Consider the following 25,433-nt stretch of genomic DNA (forward strand, 5'->3'; position numbering starts at 1 on the left):
AAGTTCTGATATTCAATACGACTCCTCCTTTACCACAAGCTGGTTTCAGAATATTTGCGTGCAATCCGGTTGGCGGCGATGACAAGGACTAGCCCGATCGCGGACTGAAATAACCCGACAGCCGTGGCGAAGCTGAAATCCGCATCCAGGATCCCCCGCCGATACACGAATGTGTTAATGACGTCTGAGGTTTCGTAGTTCATGGAATTGTACAGCAGCAATATTTTTTGGAAACCACTCTCCATGAAATTGCCGAGCGTGAGGACGAACAGGATGATCATGACGGGCACCATGCCGACGAACGTAATATGGCGCATTTGATGGTATCGGTTCGCCCCATCCATCTTGGCGGCTTCGTACAGCGTCGGATCAATGCCGGCAATTGCGGCCAGGTACAGAATCGTTCCCCAGCCTACTTTTTGCCAGATTTCCGAGCTGACGTAGATCGTCCTGAACCATTCAGGCAGCCCCAGGAACAGAATCGGCTCCATGCCGAACAGCTTTACTAGAAGGAGATTAATGATGCCGGTCTGCGGAGAAAGAAACGTAACGAGTATGCCCGCAATGACCACGGTAGATAAGAAATGCGGCATATAGCTGATGCTTTGTACAATCCGCTTGAACGTTTTGTTCTTCAGCTCGTGGAATAGTAAGGCCAACAGGATCGGTGCCGGAAAATGAAACAGCAAATCATATATGTTCAACATGACGGTATTGCGGATCAGCTTCCAGGAATCCGGATTTACATAGAAGAATTCGATAAAATGCTTCAACCCGACGTATTTACTGCCCATAATCCCCTTGCCGATCGAATAGTCTTGAAACGCGATGATGACTCCATACATGGGCATGTATTTGAAAATGATATAATACAAAATTCCCGGCAGCATCAACAGGTACAAGGCTTTGTGTTTCCACAACATGTACCAGACATAGTTGCGTGGCGGCATATGACCCAATCCTCCTCTTGGTAGCGTTTACATAACGGTTGATGGCCTAACTATACAAAGCCCGATCGCCCCCGTAAAGTGCGCATAATTTCATGCTGTCTCTTTTTTTGCTTACGTTGCGTTTCCCAGGAATCCCGGGCTTCCTACGGAGCTCCGATGCAAAAAGGGAGACTTCAGAAAAAATGAAGCCTCCCTCTAATCAATGGTTAATCGAGCGATATTTGGCTGGCGTAATGCCTTCATATTTGCGAAACGTTCGGATAAACGAGTTGCGTCCCCAATACCCGATTTTCTCCGCAATATCATCGATTTTCATGTCCGTCTCGAGTAGAAATTGCTTGGCCTTCTTCAGCCGGTATTTTGCGATATACTCCACATACTTCTCGCCCACTTCTTCTTTGAAGGTACGGCTGAAGTGTCCGTTCGACATGTTCAAGAGCCCGGCAAAATATTCAATCGACAGCTCTTCGTTATAATGCTCATGAATATAGTCCAGTATATCGGAGAACTGCCGGGCACGCTGATCGGGCTCCTCCGTTCGGAATAAGACACTGTGAATGTCCTCAAAACAGCTCTTCAGCTCGTCCCATGTCATACAGCGATTGAGCTGCTTGAATAGGCCTGAGAAGAGAGATACGTTAAAATCGTGGTGCTCCGTTTCTACAGCGCGAATCCATGTATTGAGCACGTCGGTGCACAAATATTTGATCTGGATGGCGGTGGCATTCTTGTTCTTCCCCTCTTCGAGCATATGGAATGCAGATTGCAGCAGCAAGTCGAACTCCCGCGTCTTGTATTGGTTCATGATGCGGTTGACGTCTTGCACCGATAAGAAACTTTCCCATTGCGTTCGTTCCCATACCTTCGGTCCGCGGCAAATCTCCACATCGGAGTCAAGTCCGCGATTCTGTAGCACGGACAAGGCGAGGTCATACGAATCGCTCAGTTCCTCTATGGCATTCACCGTTTTCCCAATTCCTACTGTCGACTTGAAATAGGGGCTGTACTGCTCCAGCACAACGCTGACGATGCTCGCGGCTTCCTCGGCACCAAAGCGCAGGAACGGGTCATGCTGCACGACGCACGCCATCACGTCCGGCTTCGTTTGGCTGAGCCAGACCAGAGAAGGCGACGACTTGAACAGACGTTCCTTAAGCTCCACGAGCATGAAGGACTTCGTCGTCTCCGAGAGCTGTTCATAGGCTAGCGAGTTGTAATGAAATGCGATACATAGAACCGTCCGCTCCGCATTTTTGTTGTATGTAAACTTGATTTCCTTCGCGTAATACTCAATGGACAGCGCATCCCGGTATTCGCCTAACAATATCTTCGTCACGAATAACTCCTGCACCACAGGGAACATCCCGCTCACCCGCTGAGACAGCTCTTTATTCTCCTCTGTAATTTCCTTAATAGGCCGATATACACGACGGCTCAGATAATAAGACACGATGCTGCCCACCACTAGGAAAAACAAAAGAAACGCCCAACTGATCACCCGCGTAATATGCGCAGGCTTCATCAGAGTACGTAGATCCGCGATCGTCACGTAGTACCAAGAATCGTCGAAACGGGATTTCACGAGCGACATGGCGATTTCGTTCGTAATGAGGAATTGGGAGCCGACAGAAGTAGCTCGCGTATGCTCCACTACCGCCTTCGCTTCCTTTTCGGTCAAACCGTACTGATCCATGATGAACCCTCGGCTGCTCGCAATGGCCGTGCCGGTCACCCATTTCTCTGGAATGCTGATCTGCTCCTTGAGATTGTCCCTATCGAAATCGACGACCAAATATACCTCAGGCTTGTCGGTGTTAAACGGATAACTCATGAAGGCGGACATCCCGAAAACATTCGGATCTGTGAAATCCATCATCTTTTTGCCGGTAAATTGGGTCAAGTATGCCTTTCTCTGCTGATCGTCCAGCGGATAAAAATAATCGAAGTAATACGCTTTGTCCGTATATATATCGACATCCACCACCAGATCGTGATTCGCAAAATATAAAAATGCCTTCGATACCAATTTGTCAGATTGAATCTTCATCAACTGCTCTCTAAGCGAATGAAACTGTTCCGCACGCTGTTGATTTTCTCTCGAATCGTCAGCGATTCGGAGCAGACTCGTTACGTTGGATGAGCTGAGCATGTTAATCATCTGGGTCTTCAATGAATCTAAGGCGGTGTCCGTTTGTTGGGAAAAGTGGCTCATGATGACGTCGTTAAGCTTCTCGGCATCCTTCTCGATCGTACGGACTACAAGAACGTGAGCGAGAATGCTGGCGACAAGCACCGGTATGAGAATAACGACGATATAGTTCATGAAGAGCCGCCAAAAAAGGGCTATTCGGAACTTGTGTACCTTAGAGATGGTCATAGCAATTTCCTCCCTGCCCTTTGTAAACGTTTCCAGTTCTAGTAATATTATAAGACTAATGAAATAATACTTCAATTATTAAGATTATTCATGAGATTATATTTCAATGTTAGAGCTTATAATGCATCTGGAGGAACACAGCAGGGCCGCCGTGTGATACGGCAGCCCTGCATAGTGTGGTAAGAGTGAGCGAGAGGCAGGCAATATAACCCTACAAAGCTAAAAAACGGGATAGTGCCCTGCTATCCTTTCGACCATGCTTCGATCAAAGGAAGGATTGTGTTCTCAATTGCCTGCTTTGCATCAGACGATATTCGGTCTTGCATAGCGTTGTTATTCAAGTGCTTGATCATGTCACCCAAATGCTTGACGGCCTGTTTGTTCTTGTCGGCTTCTTCAAAATGCTCAATCACATTGACAATATTTCGAAGCAATGTCGCAAGAGGCTCTTGTATTTGCCCGTCCTCGATAAAGCGATTAAGCAGCATTCGCAATGCATCCACGGCTGTTATAACAGTTACCGTGTAAGCTTGTTCCGCTACGTTACCTGCCGTATCTGTAACGACCACTTGAATGAGGTGCGGACCATACGCTCCTGTCCAATTCTTCAGGGTTCCCTCTGTGTATGGGACGCCGTCTACCGTTATACTTTTCAGAGCCACTCCCGATAAATTATCGTCCGTTTGCAGGGTGAAAGCTACAGGCAGCACATCAGTGTATACTGTCCCTTGTGTCACCAGGTTCCCATTCCCATTCAACTGGAATACCGGCACTGTATGATCGACCTTCACCGTAATCTGGCGTTCTATTTCATAGTTCCCGCTCCGATCCTTTGATCGATATCCAACCGAGTAAACTCCCTCTCCAAGCGTAATCGGCCCTGAGTACGGCACATAACCTTGGGTAGGAGCAGTCGTCCCGGCTCCAGACGATCCGTCGTAGGTCGCTTCAGTCACCGTTGTTAATTTGGGACTTTGGACGACAGTAAGCGAATATTCGGTTAACGCCACTCCCGATTGCGAATCTTCCGCATTCAGGGTTACGTGTGCATCTGTCACATACCAACCGTTCTGCCCAGCCGTACCTATTACCTCAGTAGTAGTAACAGGGGGAAGTTGATCTGGCATTACCTTCAACCCAAAGGTTGAGACACCCGCCTTGAATGTATCATCTCCGGAGTATTGAGCTGTTATCAGGTGATCGCCTAGACTTAGCGGAGGAAGCTCAAACTCAGCCGTTCCGTCCGTCGCTAATGTCTGCACGCCGATCTGCTCCGTTCCATCCCTGAATGTAACCGTACCTTGCGGAATGACATTTGGTGCCTGCTGACCTCCCGTCACGGTTACCCTAAGAGCGCTGTGATCGCCATAAGTAACAGATGTAACCGTAGGCTCTTGATCCGCAAGCTGTAATTGAATATTGGTATTATATTTATCAACTACGATTTCATGATTGTCCGTTGGAGTCAGCATTAACGTCTGGGTTTCAGGCAAATAAAGATCTGCCGAATACAGACGGATAGCACCTTGCTTCCTCTCTATAGTCGGTTTGGATTTGAAATTCAAGCTCGGCAGTTGTCCATCGCCTCCCTTTGTCCAAGTCATGGACAGTAGCCCCGCAACTGCGGAATCCACCATATACTCTGCAGCCGGATCTCCTCCCTCTAATCCTTCATAGGAGAATACGTTAGAATCATAAGTCAGTTGTACTCGCTCAACATTCGCAGCGTATCCTGCATTGTGCAGCTGCATCCCGACCTGGAACGACTGATCTGGCAGTACTTGCTTCGGCGTATCGATCTGAATCCGCGGGACTTTAAGCGGATCCGGTTGGGAGTAGCTGTCGTCCTCCGAAGTAACCACCACATTATCGATTTTGATTGTTCCCGGTGTGGCATTGCTGAAGAAATTCAGCTTGGCTACTCCGGTTACTGCAACGTTACGGAAGGTGAATCCGGTACCATAGGTTTTGCCGTTAATGATGATATCTGTTTTTTTGGCGGCCGTATCTATTACTAGTTTGATATGATACCATTTGCCCAGCTCGTAAGGCATCAGATTTTTGGCTGTTGCCCCATCGAACGCCTGAATATTCCCATTGTTGCTGAACAAGATAGAAATCACTTCACGGTTACCGGCATCTCGAACGTAAGGAGCTCCAGACGTTATTTTCTGATCGGATCTATACCAGTAATCTACAATAACCTTTCCAGTAAGTTGATTGAACGTGCGCAATGCCGAGGAAGAGGAGGCCGAGGTTTTGGCTATCTCCAGGCTCCGATTATTAGAATTCGGTGAATCCGTCAGACCAACTGGCCCGCCCGTGCTGGCAATGGACCAACCTTGCGGAACGCTCGTTCCAGGTATGTTGAAACTGTCGTTAACCGTATATTTCGGTAATGTGATATCCTCTTCGTCGTCATGCAGAACATCTTCGTCCGTCCGAACAGGTGGACGTGTATCGATTTCCCCAATGGCAACATCATCGACTTGGAATACACCCGCATAAGGAATGGACATCGCAAGCGCACCAATGGATGGGGTTGCTTGATTAAGCGCGAATCGCTGCGCCTTCCTGACCTCGTCCACATAGACATCATAATCCCCATTAACGGTGTCCAGGATGATCTTGATCTTGTAGTCTTTATTTGACGTATAAGTTTGCAGTAAACGATCCTTTTCTCCATCGGTAGCGGTAATGCGGCCGCTTCCTGTAAAAGCAAGTGTCATGGCTGGTGCTGCATGGCCTTCCGATTTGAGCTCGATCTTCAAAGGTACGCTTGTTTGATTGGCCCGCACTCGGAGCTCAGCCTGAACAATTCCTTCCTGTGCTGCAAAAGGTACACTAGCGGTTAATCCTGAGGCTCCGCTTACAAGTTTCACCTCATGATCATTCATCGCCCCAGCGGGTTCACTTACTATTGCCTGAGCGCCCGTTCCGGTAATCTGCCAATTCTGCGGGGTACTATTAATGGGTGATGGTTCGAAATTGTCCTGATAGCCTGCTCGAAGCCCATCCCCATATGTCGGGTTAATGGTCACAACAGGTGTGTTCTCTACGAATGAGCCTTGCACCAGAAGCTGGGGTTCGCCATAAGAATGCTCCTTGCTGTGAATGGACATCGCCAGACTCTCATAATCCGTACCTGACAATACGAGTGTGGCTTGCCTGTCTCCCGCTAACCGTCCGCGGATGTAATCCGTCACATCCAGCTCGTATACCTGCTCCCTTCCATTGACCCATACGGAATCAAGCACCCCGGTATTCGGTAACGGAGCGTTATTCCAGGTTATCGCGCCTTCAGTCCAGCTGTTGTCGGCTCCGGTCGCGGTCAAGACCGCAGATTCTCCTGATGTGCTGGAAGTACGGACCCTAAGTATCGCACGATCAACGGTCACAATAGGGCTCAAGTCAAATTTGGTGTATGCCTTCCTGTTCTTGGATTCATCCGGGGCATCGATCACGGCCATTGTCGTGGCAGAACCCAGATTCGTTGAGGCATTGTTCCCGTTATGCACCGATGCATCTGCAGTCGCAGGAAGCACGAGAGCTGAATAAGCATTACTATTCTGCAAGCTCAGTTTGATATTCTGTGTCCGTCCTACGTTTCCGTGGGTCTGAACGGTCAATTGAATCGTTGGTGCGAGACGCAGTACCTTGATAGAAGGATCTGCGGTTACGACACCGGCCGCGGAGCGGTTGATCTCCACTTCAATGATCCCTTTGTTTTCGTGCGTAGGATCAGATACTGATATTTCCAGCTCATTCGACGATTCCTTGACAGCTACTGCCGCCTTTTTGTCAACCGTAATCAACTGACCTACAGTGCGCTTGACATCCTGCCAGAACAGAGCAGTCGTAATCTTTAATTGATTGTCTCGTACGGCATGCACATATTCATTCTGCTCTAGAATCGACACCTCCGGCTGATTAGCATATTGCGATACCTCCGCAGCCGAGCGATCCGGCAGCATAATGTAAGAGTAACTGGCCTGAGTTGGGTTTTTGCCATGGTCCATCCAGAGTGTCATGAATGTGTTGTTGTATACAGTAGTATCCGTAGAGGGAGATATATCTTGCCAGGAGCCGGACCGCTCCTCACGGAGCGCCTTCACCGTCACATTCTCGCCAGGGAACACGTACCCGATACTGGAGCCTTCCCCTTTGCCTTCCAGATGAATCTGACGGACTCCATCCAAGGTTGCATTCCATCCCAGTTCGGAAGGCTGGACAATTCCATTGACTGTCAAGGCTTGCTGCTTCGTGCTATCCAGCCGGCGATTTTCCACAATGGTCTCGATTGTCCGATTGTCCGTGCTAGTAATATTTGAACCTAAGGCTACGATTTCATTATCGAACGCAAACCAGGACTTTCGTGCATTCAGAGAAGTACCAATGCCTTCAAGCTCCATACCGGAGGCACCGAATTCACCGTCGACTTCGACTCCTCCCACCCAGCTCTTCGTGCTTAATCGGTTTCCTTGTTTCTCCGGACGGGCATATTCCGCATCTACGGTCGTCCCGGGAAGCCGCTTCATATTCACCGTTGCCCAGTAGTTATCGTTATATTGAACATGATCGCTGTCGTATAGATAGGTCATACCCGATGCGGTATACCATCCTCGCTTGTTCTCGTCGTTAATCGATTCGAAATCGAAGACACGCTTCGAGAACATGCTGAGCCCAAAAGCATAAGTCGGTCTTTGTTGAACGGCCCGGTCCATGCCCGCGTACTGCTGATAAGATAAAGGCGGAGCAGCAGGTACAGATGAATCCGCCAACAGCGCTTTCACTGCGAAATAATTAGGAATCGACGCTCTTTCCAGATAACTGTTCTCGGTTTTGTCTGTAACCCATTCCTTGATCGTTTGTTTGATGATGGCGGCATCCCCGGGTTGGGCGAAGTTAATCACCTTGAGCAAATAATCGATCAACGCATTACCCTGGGCGTAGTCGCCTCCACCTTGTCGTGCAATCGATCTCCCATTCACCATATCCATAAGTCTTCCCTTGTGGACCAGAGGGAGATATCCGTCCATCGTCCAGGACATGACGTTCTCCACTCGGGGATCCGTAATCTGCCAAGGCGTATTGGAGAGCAAATCTAACAACAGGACAAGCTTCCCATACTGTTCCAGACCATATGTCCCTGTGTAAGCATGAGCATTGTGAGATATAAACGAGCCGTCTCTATACCATCCATTTCCCTCATCTACAAAGGGATAATTGAGTGCATCGTAATCACTTAACCGATCACGGACTAGTGCCAGACGGCTCCCGTCTTTAATGAGAATGCCTCGTATTACAATCGGTAACGATTCAGACAAGCGATTGGCCCCGTAAGAAGGAGTTGTCGACGTAGCGTATGTCGTCGGATCACTTGCGAATTTGTGAACGGCGTTCATATAATTCGTCCTCTGTTCGGGTGTCAACTCATCATACAGAAGCGTTGTGATGTTAACCAGAACAGTTGGGATGTTAATCTCCCAGTGATGGACATTGACCTGCCAGGTCATCGTATCGCTGTACTGATTCTCGTAGGCCCAGTCCAGACCTGCTGAGAGATCAGCCATCAATTGCGGGTTCTGATACAAGGTAGAGCCTTTGGTCGCGTAAGCTAACGACATGCGGTATAAGCGCTTGAAAGTCTCGTAAATATGGCCCGAAGTCAGATACACCTCCGGTGTTGCGTCGTCCCACAACAGCAATCGCCCTTCGGTCTTATTCATCGAATCCCAAGCAGTTTGCGCAGCAAGCGTAATCTCATCGATACGACTCTGTACTCCTGGATCCGTTACTGGTAATTCGTAAGCGTTCTCTCCAGTCAAAGAATACCGCCATTTCAAACGCAACTGGTCGAACATGTCCCCATTCTGGTTGTTAACCGCTGCATCCTGCGCGGCATTAGCGGCTGACAGCTTGAGAACGCCAGTCGGCAGCCCCGGCAGCAGACTGAATATAAGCGCTATACTAACAAACAGCGAAACGAAGCTTTTCTTTCTCATTTTTTCTTGAACCTCCCCGGTTTAATAAACCATGAATTTATTCCGTCTGAATGTCCAACAAATACGGCAATCCTGTACCAAACTGAACAATAAGATGCATCCTACCAGCAAGAGCCTAACCTTTTTTCATGAACGACATCCTTTCTCATCCAAAATTTGCTCCTTTATCGTATATGGAAGGAGCCCTTTTGGATATGGATCATATTTAATGAATGAATCATTTTCATATTCCTGCATAGGCCGCATCTCCAAAACATGTTATAATGGGATGGCTCGGGAAACGATTCCCGGTCAATCCGATGAAAGCGAAGGTATCTGTGCCGATGTGGAACTAATCCTGATGAACTGGACTCTGAATTTAGGAATACAAAAGTAAGTCCAGACGGGATTGGTATGCTCATTTACACGGATAACCGAAGGCTTCGATCGTGATTCTAACGAATGACGGTTTGCGAACGCGCATGGTTTATTTGAGCAACCTATCCTCTCTGACATCAGGGAGGTTTTTTTATGTTAACTATAGAGAGTATGGATTTGGAACAATCATTTGGCGATCGGCTTTTGTTCAAACAGGAACAACCGCTGAAGCTATATAAAGGGGACCGTCTTGGAATCGTGGGAGCCAACGGCGCAGGCAAAACAACGCTGCTTCACCTGCTGGCAGGAGTAGTAGAGCCGGATGCAGGTACGGTCAGAAGATACGGGACTGTGGCGATGGTTGCCCAGTGGGAGCCAATCGAGGGTGATTACAGCGGCGGAGAAGAAACGCGGCAGCGTCTGGCAGCGGCTTTTGCTGCGCAGGCAGATCTGCTGATCGCCGATGAACCGACGTCCCACTTGGACTTGAATGGTATCTTGGAAGTCGAGCGTATACTCGGCGCTTATCCCGGCACCGTCTTGCTGGTCTCGCATGACAGGGAGCTCCTGGATGCCGCATGCACACGAATCCTCGAGATAGACAACGGAAAGCTCACCCTCTATACGGGAAACTACAGCAAGTATAGGGCTTTTAAGGAAAATGAGCGGGATCGTGCCTGGTTGGAATTTGAGAAATATACGGCCAAGAAGGAGCAGCTGACGGATGCAATCGCCGAGAAAAAGAAGCGAGCTAGCCGCGCGGTAAAAGCCCCGCGTCGATTAAGCAGCTCCGAGGCTCGCATGGGCAAGGATTTCTTTGAAGGCAAAGCGGCCAAAATGGAGAAAAATGCGAAGGCGATTCACCGCCGGCTAGAGAAGCTCGAAGCGGTAGAAAAGCCAATGGAGCTTCCGGCCGTCCGCTTCGATATTCAGGCTTACGAGCCTATTCATGGAAAAGCTGCCATTCGTCTGTCGGGGCTTACCCGTACAGTACCTGTGCGGAAAGAAGAATGCAACCACGTCAGAGAAGACGTGGCAATCGCTCATCGCTTGAACAATGTGTCTCGCGGCAGCGAAAGTGCTGCTGACGCGCGAACCTTATTCCGCGATCTATCGCTTATGATCCGGCCCGGCTCCAAAGTAGCTCTGCTCGGACCCAATGGATCGGGAAAATCAACTCTGCTCAGCATGATTGCCGATCGTTCCGATGGCGTTGGCTTGCCAGGGAGCGCACGGATCGGTTATTTCCATCAGAAGCTGAAAATACTGGACGATGCAGGTACGATCCTGGATAACGTAATGGCCACAAGCATCCATCCGGAATCGACAGTCCGAACCGTGCTGGCAAGGCTTCTTTTTAAGAGAGAGGATGTATTCAAGCGAGTAGAGCTTTTGAGTGGCGGTGAGCGGGTTAAAACGGCCCTGGCCAAGCTATTCTTAAGCAACTGCAACCTTCTCCTATTGGATGAACCGACCAATTACCTGGACCTTCCTGCTAAAGAAGAGCTGGAGAAGGTGCTGATGAGTTATCCGGGCACGATTCTTTTTGCCACGCATGACCGGAGGTTAGCCGCCCAACTTGCCGATAAAGTCCTTAGCTTGGAAGGCGAGCGGTATGTTTGGTTTGATGGGTCCTTTGAGGCGTTTAAGCAAGCAGCCCATGCATCTTCGATAAAATTGGAGTCCAATGCAGGAAATGTTGGCAAGGGCCCCGCGACAGATGCCAAGCTGTCATTAGACGAAGAAGAAGAACTCTTAAGGCTGGAGTTGGAACGCAACACCGTTCTTGCTCGCTTGTCGATGCCGGGGAAACACGACGATACTATCGAGCTTGATCAACGGTTCAAGGTTTTGACCGAACAAATTAAAAATTTGCAAAAATTGAGGAGGCTTTAGTTCTGGACTACCTGATTAATAGCCATTGCTAGTATAGGTTATTTGTGTGGAAAAGACAGTTCTTTCTGGGATAGCAAGTTTTACTACTGGTTATTGGCCTAGTTCTAAGGAAAATCGGTTCACAATGCGGAAATAAGGGATAGTCAGGTTGGCTAATTAGTGCCTGAGCGATGAGATGGCTTAAATAGCCAGTAGTAAAATGGCTTATCTGTAACGGTGTGCCACTATAATCCAAACGGGCGACGATATGCAGAAGGGAAGGAGGAACAACAGCGATATTCTGCTTGAGTAAGGTGGAAATCACACTACAAAAAAGGAGCAGCCTAATGGCATGCTCCTCTTTGTTACGCATTCGGTTCAGTTGCCCCATAATTCATGAGGACCGGACTAAATAACTTTATTGCGGTGACACCTTTGCCAAGTAATCGGCGAGTTGATCGAATGTTCCGCCGTATCCTTGCTGCATGGACTCGAACATTCCCATATAAAATCTGCGCTCTTCCTCTGTTGCGTTAATCGGACCTCCGCGGAGAGTAATCGTCGTTTTTTCATCATTTTCAGAGAATGTCACTTCATTGCGTACTTCCAGCGGGAACGTAGCGCTGAATTCGGGCCGAACGATGTTGCCTTCTGAATCGGAGAACGAATTGACGAACACAATCTTCTCAGGAGCTTCGATTTCATGATAGACAAACTTGCCCCACAACTCAAAGCCATCAGGGGAGCTCATATGGTAGTGAAAGGTGCCGCCCGGGCGGAAGTCTAACTTGGTATAGCCCATTTCCAAGTCTTTTGGCCCCCACCATTTCTTCAGATGCTCGACCTCTGACCATACCTTGAACACGAGTTCGCGCGGGGCGTTGAAGACTCGTGTTATCACAAAATCATTGTTGTCCACATCCGTTGTTACGTTGTTTGATACATTGTCTGCAGCCATGTTAATCCTCCAAACCTGAATAGGAATTATTGAATCAAGCTTACTTGATGGACTTAGCAGATTGACCGGAACTCTGTGTGCTCGAACATTACTTATTTCCCTCGTTTTTCTCCTTTTGTTGCAGTTCACGAAGATAAATGTCCAAGTTATCGAATTTCTCTTCCCAAATGCGGCGGTAATTATCCAGCCAAGTATCCAGTTCTTGGAGTGGCTGAGCCCGCAATTTGTAAATTCTTTTATTAGCCGCTGGTTGCACTTCCACAAGACCGGCATCACTAAGAACACGAAGATGTTTGGAGGTTTGTGGTTGGTTGAGATCAAGCCGCTCCGCAATTTCTCCGACAGGCAAGGGTCCATCACGCAACAGCTCAACAATATCGAACCTGTTGGGTTCGGCAAGTGCACTGAAAGTCATAACATTCATAAGTAAATCTACTCCAAACGATATTCTTACTTACAATATACCCGAAACGGAATATATCTGTCAAGGAATAAAGGAAAGACGAGCTGGATTTACCCAGTCTCGTCTTTGCACTCACATCCATGAAGTCAACCAACTGGCTTCGGTTAGACAACACTGCCGCCTTCTGGCTCTTCCTGCGGCATTTTGTTGGACGTGCGGAGCGGAATCTCTCTAAGGAAAAAGGTTAAGATCATAGCAATCACAACCAAAGCGGCTCCAGCTAAGAAGACCGTTGTCAGGGATGCGCTCAAAGCGTCGCGAAGCGTATCGATCATTTGAGTAACAACCGGTTGAATATCCTGTGGAAGCGTCCGCTGCAGCTCCTCGAGCTTGGGTTGATCCAGAAGCATCTCAGGGTTATGGAACGCAGCTAATTGCTCTGCCGTCTTAGGATCGAGCTTGGTGAAATCGAAGCCATTCTCGGATGTAGCCGCCTCCTGCATGTTTTTAATCAATCGGGACTGCATCAGCGTTCCCATAACAGCGATTCCGATCGTCCCTCCAAGATTCCGGAACAATTGAGAGGATGCCGTGGCTACACCGAGCTGTGCGGGACTGACCGCGTTTTGGACCGTTAGCGAAAACACCGGCATACCTACGCCGAGACCAACACCAAATACGATCATCGCTATAACAGCTAACCATACCGTGTTCATAAACGCCATGATAAGCATACCGGCTATCATGATCGGCATCCCAATGACCGCATAACGTTTATATTTGCCTGTTTTGGTAATCCATCTACCGGTTACCGCGCTGACGACAACCATAGCGATCGACATCGGCATCGTAACATAACCGGAATATGTCGGTGATATCCCTTCTACACCTTGCACGAAGAAAGGAAGGTAAATGAGCGCCCCCATCATGCCTGCATTCATAAGGAAACCTATACTGTTGGAGATTGTAACGATGTCATTTCGGAACAGCGATAAAGGCAGGACCGGACTCGTTGCTTTCCTCTCAATGAGGATAAACACGATAAGAAAGATTACCGCCGCTGCGAATAAACCTATAATTTGTACCGATCCCCAATCATATTTCGTTCCAGCCCAAGAGAAACCGAGCAGGAGCGCGATAATGGTTAAACTAAGGAAAAACGAGCCTGCATAGTCAATTTTCTCCGATGCCCTTCTTTCCACCTTCGGGAAAAGGAGGAGAATCATTACAAACGCGATGATCCCTACCGGGAGGAAGATCCAAAAAAGCCATTTCCACTCCATATTGTCCACTAGCCAACCGCCGAGCGTCGGTCCGAGAACACTGGAGAACCCAAAGATCGCCATCATCATCCCGGTCCACTTCCCACGCTCACGCGGCGAGAACAAGTCACCGACCGCAGTGAACGCGGATGCCATAATAATACCGGCCCCGATCCCCTGAATGCCTCGGTAGGTGATCAATTGGAATATATCTTTGGAAAAACCACTTAAAAATGCCCCGATGAGAAAAAAAACGATACCGGCAAGGATGAACGGTTTGCGCCCATATATATCTGATAGTTTACCGACAAGTATTGTAGCGATAGTTGAAGTAAGCATATAGATCGTGATAACCCAAGTGTAATATTCCATGCCTCCAAGAATAGCAATGATTCGAGGCATAGCGGTGCTCACAATGGTTTGATTAATAGCAGAAAAGAACATAGCCACCATTACCGCGAGCATAATGGTCACTTTTCGCTTGTGGGACAACTCTTCCATAAATGTAATCTCCCTTTAATATAAATGTGGCTTAATATTTAACCAACCTATTCCGCCCTGTTATTTGGACTCACCATTTTTTCCAACAATTCGGCGATTAATAGCCTCTCCGTCGGTTCAAGCCGGGATAAATAAGTTCCTATAGTTTCGTTCCTCTGCTGAATGGCTTTTTCCAATACTTCTTTTCCAGCCGGAGTGACTTGAACCAGCACAGACCTACGATCCACGGTATCATGGGTTCGCTTCACAAACCCGTGCTTCTCCAATCGGTCGATCATGACCGTTATCGCACTAGGTTTAACCTCCAGCTTCTCCGCCAGAAGAGTCAGCTTACATGTTTCCTGTTGGTTGATGTAATACAACACGTATATCTGAGGTCCCGTGACTTGGGAGCCTAATTTCTTCAGTAAGTCGGAATTGACACCGCGTTTAAGTGATTCCAGAGCAATTTGAACCCGATGTAATAACGAATCCATATTTGATGCCCCCTTCCATTCCGCGAATTTTATTCAATAGATTTATATTTAACATGTTTAAATATAAACCTGCTTCAATAAAAATGTCAAGTATTAAAGCTTTCCCTCAGGAGAAACAAATTATCGCCCCGTATTAGTCCTTTTTCAAAAAAGAGCGCAAAAAAGAGCTGATATGAAATCTCAGCTCTAATAAAAATATGATTTTCTAACCAGACTACTGCATATCCTATTGCTTGTCCGGCCCTGCCTCTAACGTGATCGACTCGCCAGGTTTCAATGCCTTGCCTTCGATGCCTCGGTTGGCGAGAAGCTGAACGAAGTTCTCCCCATCCTGCTGGATCAGCTCGAACGTATTGTAATGAACGGGAATTACCCGCTTCGCGTTCAACCATTCTGCCGCCTCTGCCGCATCCTCCGGTCCCATCGTATACAAATCACCGATAGGTAGGAAAGCCAGATCTATTTTATTCTTTTGGCCAATCAATCTCATGTCGGAGTACAGATTAGTATCGCCTGCATGCAAAATCGTAAGCCCATTCCACCGGATGAGAAGACCTGAAGGCATGCCCGCATAGACAATCTCCTTAGTATCATGAAGCACGATGCCCGAGCTGTGGAACGCAGGCACCATTTGAACCTCAGCAAATCCAAGGGATAGCTTGCCCCCGATGTTCATATCCCTGACGCGTACGCCCTGCCAGCTCATATAGGTCGCTAGCTCGTGAATCGCTATAAGCGTCGCGTCATTCTGCTTCGCGATGGTGACAGCGTCTTGAATATGATCTCCATGAGCGTGTGTCAGCAGCACATATTGCGCCCGGATGCTCTCCGGATGGACGGAGGCTGTTGGATTGTCCGTCAAAAAAGGATCAATAATAATCGACTGCCCACCGCTCGTCAGTTGAATGCAAGAATGACCATGGTACTCTACTTTCATTCAGATAACCTGCCCTTCTCTAAGAATTCATCATGCCAATATCATTATATCCTACGTATCGCGCTGGCGCAGCTTCATGCTCATTCAAAGATTAGGAGGCTGCTCTATTTTTGTATATACTTCAGGTAGAGGAATAACTTCAGAATGAGGGTGAACTTACGTGATTTACTTACTGCCTTTAATGCTGGAACGGGTCGGTATACTATTGATATTCGTATTCTTACTCTCCAGAATGAGGTCTTTTCGTCAAATTATTCATAATGAGCATGGCTTTAAAGAAAAAATGATGTTGATCGTGGTGTTCGGAACATTCGGGATTATCAGTAACTATACAGGAATAGAAATTCACCAAGGCTTAATTGCATCCCAAGTTTGGCAGACAGAGGTAGACTACGACAGCGCCCTAGCCAATACAAGAATCCTGGGAGTAGCTCTCGGCGGCTTACTTGGAGGCCCTCTTGTCGGATTTGGCGTTGGTATGATTGCCGGTTTTCACCGTTTCACATTAGGAGGCTATACAGCCGTTGCTTGCGGCATTTCGACGTTATTAGCAGGTATTGTAACTGGGCTGCTCGGGGAACACCTTAGAAAAAATAGAAAGAACACGCTGTGGCATGCGGTAGCAATCGGCATCATAATGGAGTGTATCCAGATGGGGATTATTCTACTCGTTGCCAAACCTTTTGAAGCTGCGCTTGAGCTCGTCCAAGTCATAAGCATTCCAATGATTACAATGAACGGATTCGGTACGCTTTTGTTCATGTTAATCATTCAGTCTATATTGCAGGAAGAGGAACGCACGCGTGCCTTGCAAACGAATAAGGCGCTTTATATAGCTCATCAAACGCTTCCGTTTTTCCGACAAGGGTTAAATGCCCATTCTTGCAGAGAAGCAGCAGCAGTAATATTAAAAAGCACAAATGCAGACGCTATCTCCATTACGAATAAAAGTCAAGTTTTGGCTCACGTCGGAACTGGCTCTGACCATCATGTTCCCATGCAAAGCCTGTCCACTCAATTAACGAAAAATGCGCTGGAACAAGGACGAGTATTAAAGGCGAAATCGCGGGAAGAAATTCAATGCTTTCATGAACACTGCCCCTTGCAAGCCGCTATTGTGCTCCCGCTTAAGGTTCATAATGAAACTGTCGGGACGTTAAAGCTTTATTTTAAGAATCCGAACCAGATGGATCAGGTCGAACAGGAGCTGGCCGAAGGATTAGGCAAGCTGTTCTCCACTCAATTGGAATTGGGTGAGGCAGAACTGCAGAGCAAATTGTTAAAGGATGCCGAAATTAAAGCGCTGCAGGCGCAAGTTCATCCTCATTTCTTGTTTAACGCAATCAATACGATATCCGTGTTATGCCGCACCGATTCTGAAAAAGCGAGACAGCTCTTGCTGCAGTTGAGCGTGTTTTTTCGGAGCAATCTGCAGGGAGCACGTCAGATGCTCATTCCTCTGCATAAGGAGTTGGAGCATGTAGAGGCGTATTTATCTTTGGAAAAAGCTCGCTTTCCCGATAAATACACAGTAAGTGTAGCTATTGAGCCTTCGCTTGAGGAGGTGTTGATCCCGCCGTTTACGCTCCAGCCGTTAGTGGAGAACGCCGTCCGCTACGCCTTTTCCAAAAGAAGAGGACATGTTTCCATTAAGGCCTATCAAGAAGAGGATAAGATGATTCTTATTACGGAAGACAACGGCAATGGAATGCCTTCCCATTTACTAGATACCCTTGGTAAACACACCGTCAAATCAACAGAAGGAACCGGAACCGCTTTATATAATATCAGCAAACGAATGAAGGAAATATACGGTGAGGATGGTGCCTTTCATATAGAAAGCGAACCGAATGTCGGCACTAAAGTAGTAATCACCGTACCATTAAATAGTCATAAGTGGGGTGATCGGCATGTTGAAAGCTTATATAGTTGACGATGAACCGCTGGCCCGAGATGAACTCAGCTACCTTCTTCGCCGCAGCAAAAAGGTAGAGATCGTAGGGGAAGCTGAATCCATTGATACTGCGCTTACACAAATTCAAGATCTCAAGCCTGACATCGTATTCGTCGATATTCAGCTTGCTGAACACAGCGGATTGGATTTAGCTCGTCAGCTATTAGACTTGAATCACCGGACGGAAGTTGTGTTTGCGACGGCTTTTGATGAGTATGCTCTCAAAGCGTTCGAACTAAACGCCGCGGACTACATTCTCAAGCCTTATGATGAGCGCCGAATCCAACAGACGGTTGAGAAGGTGGCCAGGCTGCAGGAGCTTCGAGAAAGCCGTGTGACCCTTAACCTTTCCCAGAAATCCAATACGGCGGATAGGGTCGAAAAGTTAGCATTCACCGTTGATGAACGCATTTTATTAATCCCGATAAGCAAAATTGTATATATCAGTTCTGTCGAAGGGAAGACGGTCATAGCAACGGATGAACAGCAATATAAAGTGAATGAACCGCTTATGGCTTTTGAGCAAAGACTCCATAGCACTTCGATTGTTCGTGTCCATCGCTCCTTTCTTGTAAATTTAGACAGTATTGTTGAAATCCAGCCCTGGTTCCACTCTACTTATACCCTGATCATGAAGGACGGATCAAAGGTGCCGGTAAGCCGAACTTATATAAAAGAGCTGCGCCAACGTATTGGATTTTGATGATATCTCTTCTTATTTAGAAAAAACGGTTGCATTTGAATCCTTATTTTTTGCTGCTCACTCCCCAAACTTTGCGTTTTATCCTGAAAACTTAAAGACGTCGATTTCATTAAGTATGATGGGTAAATAAATGTTATAGAGATATAGGGAGGGTAAAAAATGAATGCGATTACAATAGTAGTAGGTTCTATTTGTATTTTAATGATTGCATATCGGTTGTATTGCACATTTATCGCGGTAAAAGTTTTGAAGCTCAACGACTCTATTCCAACACCAGCTCACACATTAAACGACGGTAAAGATTATGTTCCTACCAACAAATGGGTCTCATTCGGCCATCACTTTGCAGCCATTGCCGCAGCAGGTCCTCTTGTCGGTCCGATCTTAGCTGCACAATTCGGTTATCTTCCCGGTTTACTTTGGCTGCTGATCGGGGCCGTAATCGGAGGAGCGGTTCATGATGCCGTTGTCCTGTTCGCCTCCATGCGGAAGCAAGGGAAATCGTTGTCAGAAGTAGCCAAAGAGGAATTGGGTCCGGTCGCAGGGTTCTGTACGGGCTTGGCGATGCTGTTCATCATTACGATTACAATGGCCGGTCTGTCCATGGTCGTTCTGCATGCGCTAGAGAACAATCCTTGGGGAACGTTCGCCGTAGGAATCACCATTCCGATCGCGATTGGTGTAGGTATTTTCTATAAGAAAACAGGAAATTTAAAACTGGCTTCCACCGTTGGTTTCATTCTTCTAATGGTCGGAGTTTTTATGGGTCCTTCGATTCAAAACACCGTCATTGGCGATTGGTTAACCTTTGATACGAAGACACTATCCATTATTTTGCCCGTGTACGCTTTCTTTGCGGCAGCATTACCTGTATGGCTGCTTCTGGCGCCTCGCGACTATTTGAGCAGCTTTATGAAGATCGGAGTCTTTATCGCTCTCATTATCGGCGTCTTTATTATTAACCCAGCCATTCAGTTCCCTGCTGTAACGGAATTCATCCATGGCGGCGGTCCTATCATCGCTGGTCCTGTCTGGCCCTTTATCTCTATTACGATTGCATGCGGTGCCATCTCCGGATTTCACGCCTTTATCGGATCCGGTACAACACCTAAAATGCTGAATCGCTGGAGCGACATTAAAGTAGTAGGTATGGGAGCGATGTTAGTCGAATGTGTCGTCGGAATCATGGCATTGATCGCCGCAACAGCGCTTCATCCGGCCGATTATTTTGCCATCAATTCCACTCCGGCCGTATTCCAAAAATTAGGTATGGACGTTGTCAACTTGCCTCAGCTTAGCCAGGAAATCGGGTTGAATCTGGAAGGAAGAACAGGCGGGGCAGTTACACTTGCTGTCGGCATGACTTACATCTTTACGAAAATCCCTTGGTTCGCCAATCTCGCGCCTTATTTCTTCCAATTCGTCATTATGTTCGAAGCCGTATTTATTTTAACCGCTATCGATGCAGGAACTCGCGTTTCCCGTTATCTCATTCAGGATTTCTTCGGCGAAATGTACAAGCCTTTGAAACGTACGGATTGGATTCCTGGAACGATCTTTGCCAGCGCACTTGCATGTTCTTTTTGGGGGTATCTGCTCTTCTCAGGCGATATTGGTTCGGTGTGGGCGTTGTTCGGTGTCTCCAACCAATTAATGGCCTCGATCGGACTCATCATAGGTGCAACCGTCATCTTGAAAATTGCCGATAAGCGCCGTTATATGCTCACCTGTCTCATTCCCCTCGCGTATCTGTTTGTTACAGTCAACGTTGCGGGGTATTGGATGGTCAAGAATGTGTACCTCAATCCGAACGCAGCCGGGTATAACGTAGTCAATGGCGTTCTATCGATCATCATGCTAGTTTTAGGCCTTATCATCCTTGTCACAGCGATTAAAAAATGGATATCCATTTTTCAATCTCCACGTGATAAGATCGAGTCGTTAGCGGCATAGGCAATATATAAAAAAGGTCCTTTATTGGGCCTTTTTTTAGGATAAGTCTCAATTCCAGCGTGTTCCCCCTTCCAAAACTTTATTGATCGCCTCGACAACCCTGTCCGTTTGAATTGGTTTCACGATGAAGTCCTTCGCACCGGCAACGATAGCATCAAGAACCAAGGACTGTTGTCCCATGGCTGAGCACATGATGATTATGGCCTGCGGATCCATCTTACGCAGTTCTCTAGCGGCGGTTACACCGTCCATGTCCGGCATCGTGATATCCATAGTCACCAAATCGGGTTTCATCAAGGGATACAGCCTGAGAGCTTCCACACCATTGGATGCCTCGCCTACCACTTCATGCCCCATGCTTAAGATAATATCTTTGATAATCGTCCTCATAAAGATCGTATCGTCTACAACCATCACTTTTGCCATGAAGTACACTCCTCCCCATTCAATCGCTAATGATCTTCGACGTATGTTCCGACGCTTCGTTGATCTTTTCCGCGAGCTCCAGCCCGTTCATTCCTCGGCATTTCAACTCTACTCTTTTCATTCTATCGTTATTCCCTCACAATAAACTCACAAGAAGGACTCTTGAAATCAAAAAAGGGACTATCCTTCAGCAGCCTTTCTGCTTAGGGATAGCCCAGCCATTACAATTTCTTTGTGTCGAACTAACATCTGACCATGTAGAAGTATCTACACCGGTTAATGGGCCATGCGGAGAGCTTTCTTAAGTTCCTACTTTTAGCTATTCTTCCAATGAGCCGCTGTTTCGATAACGAACGATTCGAAAGAACGCGGCTCCCGATTTAAGATTTCGCGTTGAAGCTCAAAATCGCGTTCAGTCGCCACTAACCCCTTATCTTGGAAATACCGATACATAATTTTAAAGTCTTTTGCCATCCAATCCGGCAGGACGGTTCGCGATTGTTCAAACCACACGTCCAAATCGTCTCCGCCATAGCGGATTTCCTCTCCTAAGATACGGCTGTAGATGTCTGCGGTCGAATTTCCTGTCAATGGATCCGGACCGATAATCGGATACTCTTTGCCCGCATAACCATTCCGTAGGAGCGCATTCACGGCAGCATCCGCAATATCCCTTACATCTACGCGATTTAGTCCGATAGAACCGATCGGCTGCGGATAAATTCGATAGTGAAGAATCGCTTCCCGATAAAAGTAATCATTCTGATAAAAATTATTGGGACGCAAAATGGTATACATGACTCCGGACTGCCGAATGGCTTCTTCAATTGGAATTTTGCTTTTGAAATGGGGAATATGTTTGGAATCTTCCGGCATCGGCACCGATAAATACACGATTTTTTTTACACCTGCTTTTTTGGCTTCTTCGACCGCTCTTAGACCCTGAGCGGTTTCCGTAGGAGAGAGGGCGTTTAGTAAAAATAATGCATCAGCTTGATAAAAATCCGCTTCCAGAGTATCAGGCGATTCCAAATCTCCCGGACATATGCTAACAGAGTCGGGCAAGCGGTTTGCAGCATCGGGATTCCGGGTCAGTACCCGAACCTCTTCTCCCTGTTTCGCCAAGTTTGCGACCACTTGACTTCCAACCGTACCTGTACCGCCTACCACAAGAACTTTCATGTTTAATTCACCTCACGTTTATGATACAGCTTCTAACGACGACTTTAATTCCAGCCAAATATTCGAATCCAAACGGCTCTCCGCCAAATGCAGAACGGCCTCATAAGCTTCCCGAGGGGCAAAACGTTTCATGCCGCTTAACATCGCGAACCTATCCATATGTGTGATTGCGGGAAGCATATAGTGAAGGAATATCATCATGGCGTGCGGTGGGATGGAAGATCGTATTTTATCGGAATATTCATGGAGCTGTTCATCGGTCAGATTGGCCCATAGCGCATCCATTCCGGGCCCTTCTTCGTTCTGCAGGTGCATGAAATATTCGGCCGTGAAGCGGGTTAAGTCTCTGCCCAACTGGTACCACAAACTGCTGCGTTCTTCTGATGAAATCTCCGTATGCTCTAGTTGATTTGCCAACGTAACGATGTTATCAAGCTTCATATCCAACACTTCGTGTTCATCTTCCAACCGCTTTGCCGTCTCCGGCGCATATTGCATGTATGGATCGTTCAGATGCAGATCTTCATCATGGGCATGAGCTTCCAAGATGATGACGACCCGTTTGAATTCCTCAAGAAACGACTTCAATCCTTGATCATCGGATAAGATATCAACCGATCCCGTTTGAAAACAAAGGCTGCTTAAGGCAAAGCGGAGTCCCTTGTGAACGGGCCCGTAAAGATCATAACGATTGTACATTGAAATACTCTCCTTTGTTATTTGATTTGCTGCTGCTCTTCATCGGTAATAAGAAAACCATTTGACCAGATAAAATCGAGTTGTTGTAGTTTATTTAGAAGTTTAGTAAAATTTTGATTAGTAAAATGCTGTATTTTTATCCTGCTATATCCCCTTTGCTGATGGATTTATAATAAGGCATCCTCATCCGAATCCAGTGCATGTAACCACTAAATTCCGCGTGTGGTTTCATATCCACTGATGATATGACTATATAAGGAAAAACAGGATCGGGATAGATCCTTACGTATACTCAAAAGTATATAATCTGATATCAGTACGCAGATGGAGGCTTTGATGAGCAGCTTTGGTGAGGAGATTCGACGATTAGAAGAGAGTTTTTTTGTCGGGCGAACAATGGAGCTCGAGTTGTTCAGAAATTTCGTGTTCAACCCGGAAAGTAAAGCACGCATTTTAAATGTCAGCGGCACAGGGGGAATCGGAAAAAGCTCCTTGCTGGATCAGTTCCGACGAATTTGTGACTACGAAGGAGTTCCTTTCTTTCTTTTGGACAGCATGGATTTTACCAAGACACCGAAAGGATTTGCCTCACGGTTGCTCGCCGTTTTAAATACTGAAGTTCTCGAGGAATGTCGGGAAGAAGAGTTATTGCAGAAAGCTGCGCAGCAGCTTTCTCATCGGGCTCAGGCTGGTCGCTTGGTTTTTGTTATCGATACGTATGAAGAGATGAATGAGCTTGATGATTGGCTCCGTACTTCCTTTTTAGTTAGATTATCAAACCGTATCCTGATCGTGTTATCTGGACGCTTCCCGTTAAAAGGAGGCTGGGTTTCATCCCCGGCATGGAGAAGAGTTATCAAATTTGTACCATTGTCACCGTTTGATTACGAAACCTGTGAACAATACACTTCTATTTATGGTGAACATCACGTAAGCTTCGTTCGGAAGTCATATATGATTACGAAGGGCCATCCATTAGCGTTATCCCTTTTCATGGGCTTAAATGAATTGGGAGGAATGAGGGGGGAACAGGAGCCTGAATCCCTTTTGTGGAATGAAACCTTTAAAGAAATTGCCGGTCAGTGGATGCGAGAGATTCCGGACTCAACCCTACGGGAACTATTGGAAGCGGTAACCATGGTCTGTGTGTTCAACCAAGAGCTCCTCGAAACTATGCTCGAGAAGGAGATAAGCAACGAAGAGTTTGACAAACTCATTCATCTTTCCTTTGTTAGAAAAAGTGAGCGAGGATGGTATCTGCATCAGGTACTCCGAAAAGCACTCTATCAGGATTTCAGACTAAAAAAGCCGCAAATCTATAATCAGCTTTGGCAGCGAAGCGTAAACTACCAGTATAGCCTCTTAACCTCACGGCATGTTTCCTTGGAAGAGAGAAATCTTCTCCTGTTGGATTTTATTTATATCGTGGGGGAGCCTAGTTTTCGGGCTATGTTTTTCGATGATGCTGTTGATCAAACGTATTATATTGAAACGGTTCACCCGGATAATCTGCATGAAGCCGAACAATATGTTCAGGATGTCCTTGCGAATCTTGAAGATTATATCCAGGAGATGTACGATCCAGTTACAAATGAAAAGCATATCTATAAAATTCCTAAGGCTGTCAATGAGAAATGGTTTACGTCAATGCAGCTATCCGAACTGATTTCACTCGGAAGCGATGTGGTTAGGCTGCTTAAGAATGAAAAACACGAAGCGGTTGGCCTTTTCGTCTACATTCCCATTCATCGTGGTTCTCTTCGGCTGCTGGAACAAAACCCGATTACCCAGTCCTATTTCCGCGTCTTATCTAAACAGCAGCGGGATAAGCTGAACGTAACGCCTGAGTCACCGGCAGGATGGTTTCAATATATGATCGATTTTTCAAAGGACGGTAGCGCAGCCGCCCGGTTTATGTACTTTCAAACCTATCTTTCCTACTATTTGAAAGGCGGGCTCATGATTTATACCGCTCCAATGCAATACAACCAGGAAGCGGTGAAAGGAATCGGATATGTGGAGGTGCCTAGAGCCAAACATAAAGGTTTTGGTCCCGATTTCCCGGCACCTGTATTTGTGCTCGATTTTAGGGAAGACAAAGAGATGAAGAAATTTGTGAAGAATCTTTATCAGTCCACAGAAGACGACAACGAAACGACCAATCTGGATGCTGTTTTATCGGGACTGACTCCTCGTGAACGAGACATTGCTCTTCTAACAAGGACTTGTTCATCCAACCTGGAAATAGCCCAGAAGCTTTATTTAGCGGAAGTTACAGTAAAAAAGGGTCTGAGCCGAATTTACGAGAAGCTTGAAGTGAAAGGCAAAGCGGAGCTGGTCAAAAAACTAATGAGCTGAGCCTAAGGAGAAGCCTCTGGGCTTTTTTTATTGCGATTCGTGCGGAAATATACGCAT

General features: G+C 46.9%; 16 protein-coding genes. 5 read left to right on the top strand and 11 right to left on the bottom strand.

What is annotated here, in order from left to right:
• Positions 1-29 precede the first annotated feature (29 nt).
• From AC58QD_RS21880 to AC58QD_RS21890, 3 genes are all read right to left on the bottom strand, one after another.
• Positions 30-950 (bottom strand): ABC transporter permease, encoded by a 921-nt coding sequence (locus AC58QD_RS21880; RefSeq protein ID WP_497337134.1) that lies wholly within the window; start codon positions 948-950, stop codon positions 30-32.
• Positions 951-1,149: 199 nt separating this feature from the next.
• Positions 1,150-3,327: a helix-turn-helix domain-containing protein gene (locus tag AC58QD_RS21885; RefSeq protein ID WP_497337135.1), complete on the bottom strand. Its 2,178-nt coding sequence runs from the start codon at positions 3,325-3,327 to the stop codon at positions 1,150-1,152.
• A 242-nt stretch (positions 3,328-3,569) separates the two neighbouring features.
• On the bottom strand, positions 3,570-9,332 hold the full coding sequence (locus tag AC58QD_RS21890; protein WP_497337136.1) for a polysaccharide lyase family 8 super-sandwich domain-containing protein: 5,763 nt from the start codon (positions 9,330-9,332) through the stop codon (positions 3,570-3,572).
• Between the two features lie 510 nt (positions 9,333-9,842).
• Between AC58QD_RS21890 and AC58QD_RS21895 the strand changes: the two genes are divergently transcribed.
• Complete coding sequence (locus tag AC58QD_RS21895) at positions 9,843-11,585, top strand: ABC-F family ATP-binding cassette domain-containing protein (protein ID WP_497337137.1); 1,743 nt, start codon at positions 9,843-9,845, stop codon at positions 11,583-11,585.
• Positions 11,586-11,982: 397 nt separating this feature from the next.
• On the opposite strand, the gene AC58QD_RS21900 is transcribed toward AC58QD_RS21895, so the two are convergent.
• The 5 genes from AC58QD_RS21900 to AC58QD_RS21920 all read right to left on the bottom strand — a co-directional run bounded on the left by AC58QD_RS21900 (position 11,983) and on the right by AC58QD_RS21920 (position 16,101).
• On the bottom strand, positions 11,983-12,522 hold the full coding sequence (locus tag AC58QD_RS21900) for an SRPBCC family protein (RefSeq protein ID WP_497337138.1): 540 nt from the start codon (positions 12,520-12,522) through the stop codon (positions 11,983-11,985).
• An 88-nt stretch (positions 12,523-12,610) separates the two neighbouring features.
• Complete coding sequence (locus tag AC58QD_RS21905) at positions 12,611-12,946, bottom strand: ArsR/SmtB family transcription factor (RefSeq protein WP_497337139.1); 336 nt, start codon at positions 12,944-12,946, stop codon at positions 12,611-12,613.
• A 143-nt stretch (positions 12,947-13,089) separates the two neighbouring features.
• Complete coding sequence (locus AC58QD_RS21910; protein ID WP_497337140.1) at positions 13,090-14,688, bottom strand: MDR family MFS transporter; 1,599 nt, start codon at positions 14,686-14,688, stop codon at positions 13,090-13,092.
• A gap of 47 nt (positions 14,689-14,735) precedes the next feature.
• Positions 14,736-15,164 carry a MarR family transcriptional regulator gene (locus AC58QD_RS21915; protein ID WP_497337141.1) on the bottom strand — a complete coding sequence of 143 codons (429 nt, stop codon included), beginning with the start codon at positions 15,162-15,164 and terminating at the stop codon, positions 14,736-14,738.
• 226 nt (positions 15,165-15,390) lie between these two features.
• Positions 15,391-16,101, bottom strand: a complete 711-nt coding sequence (locus AC58QD_RS21920) for a metal-dependent hydrolase (RefSeq protein ID WP_497337142.1) — start codon at positions 16,099-16,101, stop codon at positions 15,391-15,393.
• 160 nt (positions 16,102-16,261) lie between these two features.
• Here AC58QD_RS21920 and AC58QD_RS21925 point away from each other — a divergent pair, with 160 nt between their 5' ends.
• The 3 genes from AC58QD_RS21925 to cstA all read left to right on the top strand — a co-directional run bounded on the left by AC58QD_RS21925 (position 16,262) and on the right by cstA (position 20,711).
• Positions 16,262-18,034, top strand: coding sequence for a LytS/YhcK type 5TM receptor domain-containing protein (locus AC58QD_RS21925; RefSeq protein WP_497337143.1), 1,773 nt, complete (start codon positions 16,262-16,264; stop codon positions 18,032-18,034).
• Positions 18,012-18,758 (top strand): LytR/AlgR family response regulator transcription factor, encoded by a 747-nt coding sequence (locus AC58QD_RS21930; RefSeq protein WP_497337144.1) that lies wholly within the window; start codon positions 18,012-18,014, stop codon positions 18,756-18,758. The genes AC58QD_RS21925 and AC58QD_RS21930 overlap by 23 nt, the downstream gene beginning before the upstream one ends.
• A 159-nt stretch (positions 18,759-18,917) precedes the next feature.
• Positions 18,918-20,711, top strand: coding sequence for a carbon starvation protein CstA (gene cstA / locus AC58QD_RS21935; RefSeq protein WP_497337145.1), 1,794 nt, complete (start codon positions 18,918-18,920; stop codon positions 20,709-20,711).
• 48 nt (positions 20,712-20,759) lie between these two features.
• Here cstA and AC58QD_RS21940 read toward each other — a convergent pair whose 3' ends face one another.
• From AC58QD_RS21940 to AC58QD_RS21950, 3 genes are all read right to left on the bottom strand, one after another.
• A complete protein-coding gene (locus AC58QD_RS21940; protein ID WP_497337146.1) occupies positions 20,760-21,137 on the bottom strand; it encodes a response regulator in 378 nt (125 codons plus the stop codon).
• A 315-nt stretch (positions 21,138-21,452) separates the two neighbouring features.
• The gene (locus AC58QD_RS21945; protein WP_497337147.1) at positions 21,453-22,319 is read right to left on the bottom strand and encodes an SDR family oxidoreductase; all 867 of its coding nucleotides are present in this window, start codon (positions 22,317-22,319) and stop codon (positions 21,453-21,455) included.
• A gap of 18 nt (positions 22,320-22,337) precedes the next feature.
• On the bottom strand, positions 22,338-23,018 hold the full coding sequence (locus AC58QD_RS21950; RefSeq protein WP_497337148.1) for a hemerythrin domain-containing protein: 681 nt from the start codon (positions 23,016-23,018) through the stop codon (positions 22,338-22,340).
• 336 nt (positions 23,019-23,354) lie between these two features.
• Between AC58QD_RS21950 and AC58QD_RS21955 the strand changes: the two genes are divergently transcribed.
• Positions 23,355-25,376 carry a LuxR C-terminal-related transcriptional regulator gene (locus AC58QD_RS21955; RefSeq protein WP_497337149.1) on the top strand — a complete coding sequence of 674 codons (2,022 nt, stop codon included), beginning with the start codon at positions 23,355-23,357 and terminating at the stop codon, positions 25,374-25,376.
• Positions 25,377-25,433: the final 57 nt, after the last annotated feature.

It is taken from the genome of Paenibacillus sp. J2R1T-4, assembly GCF_059692235.1.